Annotated in this window: 9 protein-coding genes; 8 read left to right on the top strand and 1 reads right to left on the bottom strand. The window is 44.0% G+C overall.

The features are described 5' to 3' along the window. From AC1D0K_RS02640 to AC1D0K_RS02620, 5 genes are all read left to right on the top strand, one after another. Positions 1-993, top strand: coding sequence for a 5-oxoprolinase subunit C family protein (locus AC1D0K_RS02640; protein WP_477399600.1), 993 nt, complete (start codon positions 1-3; stop codon positions 991-993). 9 nt (positions 994-1,002) lie between these two features. Then, on the top strand, positions 1,003-1,764 hold the full coding sequence (locus AC1D0K_RS02635) for a LamB/YcsF family protein (RefSeq protein ID WP_477399602.1): 762 nt from the start codon (positions 1,003-1,005) through the stop codon (positions 1,762-1,764). Next, positions 1,765-2,946 (top strand): NRAMP family divalent metal transporter, encoded by a 1,182-nt coding sequence (locus AC1D0K_RS02630; protein WP_477399603.1) that lies wholly within the window; start codon positions 1,765-1,767, stop codon positions 2,944-2,946. Between the two features lie 6 nt (positions 2,947-2,952). After that, a complete protein-coding gene (locus AC1D0K_RS02625; protein WP_477442438.1) occupies positions 2,953-5,529 on the top strand; it encodes a M1 family metallopeptidase in 2,577 nt (858 codons plus the stop codon). Between the two features lie 123 nt (positions 5,530-5,652). Continuing rightward, positions 5,653-5,952, top strand: coding sequence for a hypothetical protein (locus AC1D0K_RS02620; protein WP_477393079.1), 300 nt, complete (start codon positions 5,653-5,655; stop codon positions 5,950-5,952). 223 nt (positions 5,953-6,175) lie between these two features. Here AC1D0K_RS02620 and AC1D0K_RS02615 read toward each other — a convergent pair whose 3' ends face one another. After that, on the bottom strand, positions 6,176-7,381 hold the full coding sequence (locus tag AC1D0K_RS02615; protein WP_477393077.1) for a GAF domain-containing sensor histidine kinase: 1,206 nt from the start codon (positions 7,379-7,381) through the stop codon (positions 6,176-6,178). 480 nt (positions 7,382-7,861) lie between these two features. Here AC1D0K_RS02615 and AC1D0K_RS02610 point away from each other — a divergent pair, with 480 nt between their 5' ends. The 3 genes from AC1D0K_RS02610 (at position 7,862) to AC1D0K_RS02600 (ending at position 12,383) form a co-directional block, all read left to right on the top strand. Further along, positions 7,862-10,255 carry a PAS domain S-box protein gene (locus tag AC1D0K_RS02610; protein WP_477393075.1) on the top strand — a complete coding sequence of 798 codons (2,394 nt, stop codon included), beginning with the start codon at positions 7,862-7,864 and terminating at the stop codon, positions 10,253-10,255. Positions 10,256-10,257: 2 nt separating this feature from the next. Next, the gene (locus tag AC1D0K_RS02605; RefSeq protein WP_477393081.1) at positions 10,258-10,542 is read left to right on the top strand and encodes a carbamoyltransferase N-terminal domain-containing protein; all 285 of its coding nucleotides are present in this window, start codon (positions 10,258-10,260) and stop codon (positions 10,540-10,542) included. A 212-nt stretch (positions 10,543-10,754) separates the two neighbouring features. Next, the gene (locus AC1D0K_RS02600) at positions 10,755-12,383 is read left to right on the top strand and encodes a DUF6377 domain-containing protein (protein ID WP_477393073.1); all 1,629 of its coding nucleotides are present in this window, start codon (positions 10,755-10,757) and stop codon (positions 12,381-12,383) included. Positions 12,384-12,884 lie beyond the last annotated feature (501 nt).

The raw sequence follows: 12,884 nt of genomic DNA, 5'->3' as shown, positions 1-12,884 counted from the left end.
ATGCAGATACGAATATTAAAGCCCGGCTTCATGAGCACTATACAGGATAGGGGGCGTTACCAATACCTATCGCAGGCGGTGCCTGTATCGGGAGTAATGGATACGCTGTCGGCACGTATTGCCAACAAGGTTGTGGGTAACGGAGATGATGCCGCTGTCATCGAATTTACTTATGCCGATGTGGAATTTATTGCTGGAACCGATCTGTTGATTGCTTATGCAGGCGATGGAGCGATATTAATAGCAGGCGAACAGGAATTACCGGCCGGGCGTCCTCTTTTCATTCCATCGGGAACAACCATCAAATTAATAAATAATCCATGCGGCATCCGTACCTATTTGGCAGTCGCCGGCGGCTGGGATGTGCCGGAAATTTTGGGTAGCAAAAGCACTTTCCTGACCGCTGGTTTTGGCGGTTTGGATGGCCGGGTGCTTCAAAAAGGAGATGTCTTACAAAACGATGAGAAACTATCCATCAGCACACAAAAAATATTAAAAAGCCTTAGAAGCGATCAGGTCAATTATCCCAAATGGAGCATTTCCCCGCAAAGTTTTTTACCAGCAAACCGTAAAACGATCAAGGTGGTACCTGGAAACGAATTTGGCTGGTTTGATGACCGGAGTGTCGCCGTTTTTTTGTCGGCACCATATATTATTGGCCGGCAAAGTAACAGAATGGGGTACCATTTGGAAGGCGCGGCACTACATCGCTTTAAAAATGATGAATTACTAAGTACATCAGTAACGCCGGGCACCATACAAGTTACCGGCAGTGGCAGCATGGTGCTTTTAATGGCAGATTGCCAGACAACCGGGGGATATCCTCGGATAGCACAGGTAGTAGCTGTGGATATGCCTCTATGCGCCCAGCTAAAACCGGGCGACACCATTTATTTTAAAGAAATTAGTCGGCGTGAAGCAGAAGTGCTGTATATTGAACGTGAACAACAATTACATCAGCTAACCACAGCTGTACAAAGCAAATATTTATAAATTGATATCATGCAAAGCATAGACCTGAACTGTGATATGGGGGAGGCCCTTGGCAACTACCCCATGCCAAATGATGATACCCTGATGGATTATATCACATCAGCTAATATAGCCTGCGGTTTCCATGCCGGCGACCCGGAAGTAATGCAGCATACGGTTGGCATGGCGATAAAAAAGGGGGTGGCCATTGGCGCGCATCCGGGCCTGCCCGATTTGCAGGGCTTCGGCAGGCGGGAAATGAAGATCTCAGCAAGCGAAGCCTACCAGATGACCTTGTACCAGATCGGTGCCTTGTCGGGCTTTGTTAAAGCCGCTTACGGGAAACTTCACCACGTAAAAGCACACGGCGCGTTATATAATATGGCCGCTAAGGATATTAATTTAGCTAAAGCTATTGCTGAGGCGGTGCATGATTTTGATTCCTCATTGATATTATACGGACTGGCTAACAGCGAAATGATTACCTGGGCAAAAAAAATAGGTTTGACTACGGCATCGGAAGTGTTTGCAGATCGCACTTACCAGGACGATGGCTCACTCACCCCACGCATCCAAAGCAACGCGCTGATTACCGATGAACAGCAATCTATCAGCCAGGTGCTGATGATGGTGAAACAACAACAAGTTATATCAACCAATAAAAAAAGCATCAGCTTAAGGGCCGAAACGCTCTGCCTGCACGGCGATGGTGCGCATGCGGTTGAATTTGCCAAAAAAATCAGTGAAAAACTGAAAGCCGAGGGCGTAAGCATTAAAGCTCCGGTGCAGTAAATGAAAAAGCAGCACAATTGGAGCGTTTTAATAGGTGCCGCTTTCCTGATGGCATCTTCAGCTATAGGTCCTGGTTTTTTAACACAAACCGCTGTATTTACCGCGCAGTTAGGTGCCAGCTTTGGCTTTGTGATATTGCTTTCGGTGGTGCTGGATGCTATTGCCCAGTTAAATATCTGGCGTATTATTACGGTAGCTGATAAGCCTGCGCAGGATATTGCTAATCAGCTTTTGCCCGGTCTGGGATATTTTATTTCGTTCCTGGTGTTTTTGGGTGGTATGGCCTTCAATATCGGTAATATTGCCGGGGCCGGGTTGGGCCTTAATGCTTTGTTTGGTGTAAGCGTTGGGCAGGGTGCCGTTATGAGCGCTATTGTGGCCATTGGCATATTTATCTATAAAGAATCAGGCAAGGCCATGGACTTGTTTGCCAAATGCATGGGCTGCCTGAAAATTGCATTGGCGCTATATGTTGCCTATATCAGTAACCCACCATTGGCTGAAGCAACAGCCCGAGCGGTAAATCCTTCCCAATTTAGCTTTACTGCGGTGCTCACCATTGTTGGCGGCACTGTGGGCGGCTACATTACTTTTGCCGGGGCACACCGTTTACTGGATGCCGGAATAACCGGTCAGCAAAACCTGCCTGCAGTTAATCGGGGTGCCTTAAGCGCTATCGGGTTAGCGTCGCTTATGCGGTTGTTGTTGTTTATCGCTGCTTTGGGTGTAATTACTGCCGGAGGCAAGCTTGATCCGGCTAATCCGGCGGCCTCTATATTTCAACTCGCCGCCGGCCAGGTTGGTTATAAGCTTTTCGGGGTGATCATCTGGGCTGCGGGGATATCTTCCGTCGTGGGCTCGGCTTATACTTCAGTTTCGTTTATCAGAAGTTTTAGCCCATTGATTTTAAAATGGAACCGCAAAATCATTATAGCCTTCATTATCGTATCCTGCTGTATTTTTCTGGCGATAGGCAAACCCGTGAAAATACTACTCATAGTTGGAGCCATTAATGGATTTATATTGCCCATTGCTTTGGGCGTGATGCTAATTGCCGCTCACCGGTCAAAGATCATAGCATCATACAAACAACCTTTATGGCTTACTATTTTAGGCGTGCTGGTTGTTGGCACCATGACCTGGATGAGCATAGGCGCCATTACACAAATGTTAGGACATTAATAAAATATGAGATTAACTAAACTGATATTATTCCTGTTGATTATAAATGCCGTTGCAATGGCCCAGCAAAAAGTTAAACCTGTGCCTGTGGAGGCCGGGGTTTCCTACCAATTGGCGCAGTACAGGCATTCGGTAATAAGCGATATTCTTTATCGCATCAGCTTAAAAGTACCGGCTGCACGAAATGAGCGGGTTACCGGCGACATCGGGATCCAATTTATACTGAAATCCGTAGATCAGCCGCTGCAAATTGACTTTAAGCAGGATGCGGGCAATGTTAAACTGATCCAGTTGATAGATCATACCACCATTCCGATTATCGTGGAAAAGGAGCATATCATTATTGATAAAAAATACCTGCGTATTGGGGAAAACATGATTATGATTACGTTTAGTGCAGGTGATGCCTCGCTGAATCGCAACGACGATTATTTATATAGTCTTTCCGTACCCGACCGTGCCCGTACCATATTCCCTTGCTTCGATCAGCCCAGCTTAAAGGCTCAGTTCTTACTGACACTTAGTGTGCCTAAAGATTGGCAGGTGCTGGCAAATGGCATAAAGCAAACCGAGCCGGCACCCGAAGAACATGATAACCAGGTAAAGTATTTTTTTAGTACTACGGATAACCTACCCACCTATCTGTTCTCTTTCACTGCCGGAAAATACGCCGACGTCAGGCAGATGATAGGGAACTGTGAAGCCGAATTCCTGCATCGTGAAACTGATTCCGCCAAAATTAAATTAAATTCTGATTCCATATTCACAGCTCATCAGGATGCCATTAGCTTTTTGGAAAACTGGACGGGGATACCTTATCCATTTCAAAAGATAGGCTTTGTGGCCATACCCGATTTTCAGTTTGGCGGAATGGAACATCCGGGCGAGGTACAATATAAGGCATCCAGCTTGTTTTTAGATGAAGGCGCTACCAAAGATCAACTCATCGCGCGGTCTAATTTGATCTCGCACGAAACAGCGCATATGTGGTTTGGCGATCTGGTGACCATGGAATGGTTCAACGATGTTTGGATGAAGGAAGTGTTTGCCAACTTTATGGCCGATAAGGTGACCGAAAAACTTATGGGGACCGAAACGTTTAATCTAAAATTTTTGCAGGATCATTATCCGGCAGCCTATGGGGTTGACCGGACCCCGGGGGCTAATCCAATACGGCAGCAACTGGATAATTTACAGGACGCGGGTTCGCTTTATGGCAATATTATCTATCATAAAGCACCCATTATGATGCGCCAGCTGGAAAGCCTGATGGGGAAAGATAATTTCCAGAAAGGTATACGCGAATACCTGAAAAAATACGCCTATGGTAATGCTACCTGGCCTGAACTGATCGCCATCCTGAGCAAATACAGCACTACTAACCTGTATACCTGGAACAACGTTTGGGTAAACCAGCCAGGCCGGCCGGTGTTTGATTTTAAAGTGAATTATAGCGGGAATAAAATCAGGAGTTTAATCATCAGCCAACATCCTGAAGTAGGGGCGCAACGCATATGGCCACAGGTTTTTAATATCACACTGGTTTATCCTGATCATAGCAAAACCATCCCGGTAAACATGAATGCGCGGCAAATTGTACTGAACGCAGCTGCAGGTTTGGCAAAGCCCTCGTTCATCTTATTTAATTCCGATGGGGTGGGCTATGGTCTGTTCCCAACAGACAGGGCCATGACCAGTAGCTGTTTTAATTTGGAAAGCCCCTTGCAGCGGGCATCGGCTTATATTAACGCGTATGAGAATATGCTGGCCGGTCGTGTTTTTAAACCGGTTGAATTATTAAAACTTTACCTGCACGGCATCGGCATCGAAAAAAATGAGATGAACCTGCGCCTGCTTACCGGCTATGTTACCAGCGTTTACTGGACGTTTACTTTGCCCGAGAAGCGGACAGCTTTAAGCATGACTGTTGAACAAGCTTTATGGACCTCTATGGAGCAACAGAAAGCGCCAAACAATAAAAAGATACTGTTTGGCGCTTACCAAAACGTTTATTTAAGTTCTGAAGCTAAAAGCCGAATCTACCAGATATGGTTAACCCAAAAGCCTCCGGCCGGCATTAAACTGGCCGAAGATGATTATACCGCTATGGCGCTTTCCATTGCCCTGAAAAGCGATACAGTTACTTCGGTATTGAAACAGCAGCAAGCCAGGGTAAGTAACGCTGAACGCAAAAACAGGCTTACTTTCCTGATGTCCGCCCTGTCCCTTAGTGAGCAGGAGCGCGACGGTTTTTTTAACAGCCTTGCGGATCGTAAAAATAGGGCAAAAGAAGCCTGGGTAACAACCGCGCTGAGCTATCTAAATCACCCGTTAAGGCAAAAAACATCTATAAAATACCTCCGCAAAAGCCTGGAACTGGTTGAAGAAATTCAGCGGACTGGCGACGTGTTTTTTCCGCAATCGTGGCTGGGCGCGGTCTTTGGCAGCTACCAAACTAATGAGGCTTATCAGATTGTCGGCGATTTTCTGAAACAGCATCCCAATTATAACCCTAAGTTAAAAGCTAAAATACTGCAGGCTATTGATAACCTGCAGCGGGCGCAACAAATGCTAAAACGCTGATCGAATTTAAAGAATTTGAGGCTGGGCGACATCAAATCGCAAATTTCAGGAACACCGGGATGGGGTAAAAATATTTTTATAGCTTAATACATGTATACTGTTTTACTATTTATCTTTAATCAAATGGAAGAAACAGCGAAAACTTTAACGGAATTTAACGCGTCATTAAATTTAGAACATCCTATTGGTGAGTTGTCTGCGCAGTTGAAAAGTCTCTGGTATGATGGTAAAGGTGATTGGCGTAAAGCGCATGAACTGGTTGATCAGTTGAATGATCCGGCATCGGCGTGGGTTCATGCTTACCTGCACCGGAAAGAAGGTGACATAGGAAACGCTGATTACTGGTATCGCAGAGCAGGGAAAATTCGCCCAGACCTGTCTTTGAAAGCGGAATGGGAGCAATTAGTGTTACAATTTCTTTGACAGGGGGCGTTTACCGGGTAGATGCTGAAAAAAGCGATGGCGGATGGTACAGCCTGCAAGAAAGCAAACAGGCAGGCCTTTGTGCTGCAAGCCAAAATGATACCCACTGCTTCAGAAAGGGAAAACGTAAAGTGGAGACAATCAGGAAAACATAGATAAAGGTTTTTGTTACCAGGTTTTATCGGGATGCTGTAATTATGGATTTAAATTTGAGACGACGGTACTATTTTTTTAAGCGAACGGTAAACGTTGAGCCTTCACGGTAAGTAGAACTAACGGTAATTGTACTATTTAAAAGATAAAGCAGGTCTTTAACGGTTGATAATCCAATACCTGAACCAGAATTATTAAAACGATCCTTAGTTTTTAATGTGAAATTATTGGTAAATATTTTTTCCAAATATTCTTCGGGAATACCCGATCCATTGTCTTCTACTTCCAACTGGTAAAATTCATCAGTTTCAGCGAATCGGACTTTGATCACACATTTATTTTTGTCATTATAGCGAATAGCATTACTTAATAAGTTGATCAGGATTTGCTCAAAGGCGATAATAGAAAAGTATACCTTATGCGTAGCTATAGGCAAATCGATCTGTACATTATCCGGAACAACCAATAGGCTTAACAACCTGTTCACCAAAGCTTTTAACTCAAACTCCCGCTTTTTTTTCAATAGTAAAGCCGGGTTTTTAGAATAGGCCATCATCTCATCAACCAAAGTAAGCAGGTTATCTGTAGCCGAGATATTCATATTCACTAATCGCAGGCAGCCATCATTTTGTATTATTTCCTGGCGACCTCGTAAAGCTTGTGAAGTTAGTTTGATACTGCTCAACGGATTTTTAATGTCGTGGGCAGCCATTGACGCAAACTTTTGTATCAACACATTTGCATTCATTAATTCCTGGTTCATTTTTTCAAGCGTCGTAACTTTTCTGCGCAGCTCAATTTTATCCACAACCTGTTTAGCCAGCGCTTTTAACGCATCAATTTGCGCCTCACTGAAATTATGCGTTTCTTGATCCAGCACACAAAGGGTGCCTAACGCAAATCCATCCTCATTTATTAAAGGAACGCCTGCGTAGAAGGTAACTTTGGCTTCAGATACTACAGGATTGGTAGCAAAACGCTCATCAAACGAGGCGTCGGGAACAATCAGTATATCTTCCTGGGAGGCGATGGTGTAGGTACAAAAAGATAAATCTCTGAAATTTTCTGAAAGGTCAGTACCGATATGCGATTTAAACCACTGCCGTTTTTCATCAATAAAGGTAATAAGGGAAATAGGTGTGTGGCAAATCGCTGACGCTATGGAAGCAATGGCATCAAAATCTTTTTCTTCACCACTATCCATGATGTGATAGGATTGTAAAGCAATTAACCTTTCAGTTTCATTCTCGGGAAGAGGTAATGTTTTTATAGCCATCGTTGGTGTAAACAAAACAAATATATGCTTTAATAAATCCTTAACAGTCACCATCAGGTAACAAGGCTGCTAATAGCCGGCATCGTATTAAACTATGTAATAATAAAGGCATTATATCTACGGACAAAGAAATACTAATCATAAATAATTTTAAACCTCATCTCATTCTTATTGATGTTAAACTGGTTGGTATGTATGGATGGTTGATTTTCAGTGAGGTAAATAAAAACGTTAAAAGCCGATACATCCCGGTGATTATTGTTTCCGGAACACATGATTTAGTTACAACAGCCCGATTTAAAGGGCAGTTTTAGTTGCTTCTCTATTAATCTGGTTTAATTAATTATTTTAATCACAAATCTGATTTCTAAATAAATTTAATTTTTTGCTATAATTTAACGTCAGTTCCATTTCTGGCCGCTCAAAACAAATTGTTGTTTTTTTCCGTTCTTAAATTTATTTTCCATTTTGAACTAGATTATGCCCGAACCATCAGATAAAAATAAACAAAGAGAACAGGCCGTTGCCGCTAGTGAAGAGCGCCTGCGGGCATTGGTTACCGCAACTTCCGATGTCATTTACACCCTAAGCCCGGATTGGGCCGTGATGCATGAGTTGGATGGTAGAGGCTTTCTAAAAGACGCCCATGAGCCGGTAACGGATTGGAAATCCCGGAATATCTACCCGGACGATCTGGGCATGGTCAACGCTGCTATTAACGCTTCAATAGCAGGCAAAAAAATATTCGAACTGGAACACCGGGTTATTAGGGCAGACGGCACACCAGGTTGGACTTTTTCGCGTGCCGTACCCATCCTTGACAAAAAAGGTGAGATCATCGAATGGTTTGGTGTAGCCAGCGACATCACGGAGCGCAAAAAGGCGGAGGAGGCATTAGCGGTAACACGGGAGCGGTCTGAACAACAAAGAAGGACCTTTGAGACTATTACTTCCAATACACCTGACCTTATGTATGTATTCGGTTTGGATTACCGCTTTACTTATGCGAATAGTGCTTTATTAGATATGTGGGGTAAATCCTGGGAAAACTCAATTGGTAAAAGCCTGCTGGAAAATGGTTATGAGCCCTGGCATGCCCAAATGCACGAACGGGAAATAGACCAGGTCCGGGCTACCAAAAAATCTGTTCGTGGTGAGGTGTCGTTCCCTCACGCGGTACTTGGCCGCCGTGTTTACGATTATATATTAACCCCGGTACTTAATGCGCAGGGCGAGGTAGAAGCCGTAGCCGGGACAACGCGGGATGTTACGGAACGTAAGCGATCAGAAGAAATGCTTGGACAGGCCTCCGAAGAGTTACAAGCCATTAACGAAGAAATAGTAGCGGTTAATGAAGAACAAGCTGCTTCCAACGAAGAGCTAACTGCCACTAACAATGAATTGGCGCTGGTGAACGAGCAGTTACAGGAAGCCAGGCAAAAGTTCGAAGAAAGCCAGGTGGCGCTGCGCTTAGCGCTCGACGCAGCGAATTTCGGCACCTGGTTTATCCATTCCGAAACGCGGCAGTTCGTCACCGATGCCCGGCTTAAAGAACTGTTTGGTTATTATCCGGATGAAAACCTTACTATAGAACAGGCCTTGGCGCAAATCACCGATGAATACCGCAGTGTTGTCGCCTCAAAATTGGAGAATGCAATCTATAATAATGGCGACTATGATGTTACCTACCCCGTGGTAGGTCTACATGACAATCGGCTGCGATGGCTTCGCGCCGTCGGTAACCTTAAAGTTGATCTGTCCGGAACCTTTTCCGCGTTTACGGGAGTGGTCATGGATATTACAGAACAACAGCTGGCGGCGCAAAAGATTGAAGCAAGCGAAAAACATTTTCGTTACCTGGCCGACTTAGTGCCTGCCAAGATCAGCAACGCGCTTCCCAGTGGAGAAGTTACCTTTTTTAATAAACAATGGCTTGACTATGCCGGTATGAGTTTCGAGGACCTGCGCGATTTTGGGTATCAAGCAATGATGCACCCTGACGAGATACCAGGTTTTCAGGCACAGCTGGGTGAGGCCGCCGCTAAAGGTGTGGCGCTGGAAAGCGAAATGCGCTTCAAAGATATGAACGGAAATTACCGCTGGCACCTGAATATCGCTTCACCGATATTGAACGAAAATGGCGAGATTACGATGTGGGTTGGCTCAACTATAGATATTCAGCGCATTAAAGAAGAAGATCAGCGCAAAAGTGATTTCATTGGGATGGTTAGCCACGAGTTAAAAACACCGCTTACTTCACTTAACGGTTATCTTCAGATGCTGCAGCTCAAGGCCAAAAAGGCAGAAGATAGCCTTGCCAACGGCGCACTGGAACAGTCTTTAAAACAGGTTAAGCGAATGACGACTATGATCAATGGCTTTTTAAATGTATCCAGGCTAGAATCAGGCAAGATCTATATCGAAAAGCAACAGTTTGATATGGCGGATTTAATTAAAGAAATGGCCGAAGAAACGAAGCCTCTTTATATAGGTCATGAATTTATATTTTACCCGGTGGAATCAACGATGGTTAATGCCGACCGTGATAAAATCGGGCAGGTGATCAATAACTTTATCAGTAATGCTGTTAAATATTCCAGGAATGGTACCTCTATTCAGATTGCCGGCGTACAGGTGGATGGTTTTTTCCGGGTAAGCGTAAGCGATGAAGGTATGGGCATTGATAAACGGGACATGCCCCGGCTTTTTGAACGTTATTACAGGGTTAACAACAATAATAATATCTCAGGTTTTGGAATAGGTTTATACTTGAGCGCGGAAATCATCGAACGGCACCAGGGCAAGATCTGGGCGGAAAGCGAGCCCGGCAAAGGTTCCACATTTTATTTTAGCCTGCCTCTGGCACTTCGGTAGCTATCGGCACCAACAACCGGATCGGACAGGTAAAGGAGATTAATTTTCCGCATTCTATAGGCTTGCTACATTATGCCTTTACCTACTATCTTGACTTCAAAGTCAATTGTGGTGAATATAAAGTGATGGGCCTGGCGCCATCTGGCGAACCATTGTATTCCGATGTGATTTTCAAACACCTCGTGGATTTGAAAGATGACCGCTCCTTTAGCCTCAACATGCGCTATAGCCGGGGTTATATTCTTTTTCTTTTGGCTTCTATAGTCTCGTATAACTACCTCAATTAATGTCAGGTTGCTTTCAGCAATACAACTTCAATGGTTGTAATCTCCCCCTCTTAACCCTTCTTTCAGGCCCGACGAAATAGGGGTGAAGGGAAGGGCCCCGCTCCGATAAACTGGAACCGGCGGGCGAGTTTTAACCTTGGTTGGTTTACACCATATTTTGATATGTTTATATATCTTTGGACCTACGTGTCCAATTATTCCCTTAAACTTAAATGAGGCTCAGGTTATATCTTTTATTTTCATGGCTACTGTTGATAAACCTGGATGGGTATGCGCAAACGGCGGCTACCGATTCGTTGTTAAATAAACTCAATACCGTACTGGCTGATAAAGACCGGTATGTAAAGCAAAAAACGGACCGCATTGATGAACTTAAAAAACAGGTAGGCCAGGCCGGCAACATCAATAAAAAGTATAATATTTACCAGCAGTTGTATAACGAATACAAAAACTTCAGCTACGATTCGGCCTATAACTACGCTAAAAAACTCCAGGCAACCGCCGCCCTGCTTAACGATCCGGGCCGAATGGCCTCTGCTAAAATGGAACTGGGTTTTACGCTCATTTCATCGGGCATGTTTAAAGAAACTCTGGAAACGCTTAACAATATCAACCTGCAATACCTTTCTGCAAATGACAAGGTGGAATGCTATTTTCTTATGGCCCGAAGCTATTTCGATCTGTCGGATTTTGACCGGAACGTTGATTACTCTGCAACCTACAATCCAAAAGGAATCGCCTGTATTGATTCGGCGCTTTCATACGCTGTTCCGGACACTTACAATTATTTGGCTTTAAAAGGATTGCAGGCGCTGCGAACATCCAACAATGATGCTGGCGTAAAGTACTACAACGCCTTATTGCAGCTTAAAAATTTAACACCTAACCAATTTGCTGTCAGCGCGTGCTCGCTCAGCTATATCTGCGAGGTGCAGGGCAAGCAGGATCAATCAACCCAATTACTCATCCAGGCAGCTATTGCTGATATTCAATCGGCCACTAAAGAAACCGTAGCCATATATAAACTCGCCGATTTCCTGTACAAAAAGGGCGATCTCAACAATGCTTTCATCTACATTAAGCAGGCCATGGACGATGCAACCTTTTACGGGGCCAGGCACAGGCAGGTAGCCATTAGTAGTATTTTGCCCATTATTGAGGCGCAGCGCATTAGTACGGTAGAGCAGCAAAAACGGTCGTTGTTTATATACTCGTCCATCATTACCGTACTGGTGCTTTTTGTGGTGGTATTTGCGGTGATCATTTTTCGTCAGCTCAAAAAATTACGCATTGCCGATGATCTGATCAAGGAAGCCAATGTATCCTTGCAGGAAAGCAATGTAGCGCTGGAGGCTCTGAATCGCAATTTAAGTACCGCCAACAAGATCAAGAACGAATACATAGGCTATTACTTCAACATCAACTCCATTTATATTGATAAACTTGAAAGCTTCCAGAAATCGCTGGATAAAAAGCTAAGCAGCAAACGTTATGAAGACGCGCAGGCTGCCATTAAAAGCCTGAATCTGGAAAACGAGCGCCACCAATTGTTTCATACTTTCGATAAAGTTTTCATTTCGCTTTTCCCTGATTTTATTAGCCGGTTTGATGTCCTGTTTCATACAGGCGAAAAAATTGCAGTGGCCGAGGGACAGTTGCTCAGTACCGAGCACCGTATTTTTGCCCTCATCAGGATGGGCATCCACGATACCGACAGAATAGCCAAGCTGCTGGGCTACTCGGTGAATACCATTTACTCCTACAAAAATCGCATCAAAAACAAATCGTTCATCGCCAATGATGAATTTGAAGATCATATTATGGCGATAGAGGCGGTGTAATTTGGGTAGGAAATAACGCAGACTAACCAAGATAAAGGCTCGCCCGTTCTACGCTTCGCTTATCCACTCTTTAACTTAGTTGAAAAGAGATGTTTCAACTATAGCTAATCAAAACTAAAAACTTTTCAATCCTTCTTTACAGCGAAGCTGGAATGAGATATTACACCTGCAAAGTGGGGATAGGCTGGTGAGTATTTGCCAGCATAGAGAGCCGATTGCTCCGGCGACCTATTTTATATTGTACAACATTTTCCATACTTCAGCGCCCAAAGCATATTTACATGTGATCACAAAGTTGGTAAAGTGCGCCCGTGCCTTGTTTTAGCCCAATATCGACTCTTTTTAAATCTATATTGGCTCTATATTGGTTTGTAATTAAATGTCTGATAATCAATTATATATAAAGGGTATTTCTTTTGTATTTTCTATATTGAACTATCGCGCTATTGTTTTGCCAAAATTGCCTCCTTTTATTTGATCCTGATTTGCCAACCAAGGCAA

The organism is Mucilaginibacter sp. P1_A3, from assembly GCF_056406855.1.
Note: the sequence above shows the minus strand (reverse complement) of the source record. Positions and strands in the feature narration are given on the sequence as shown.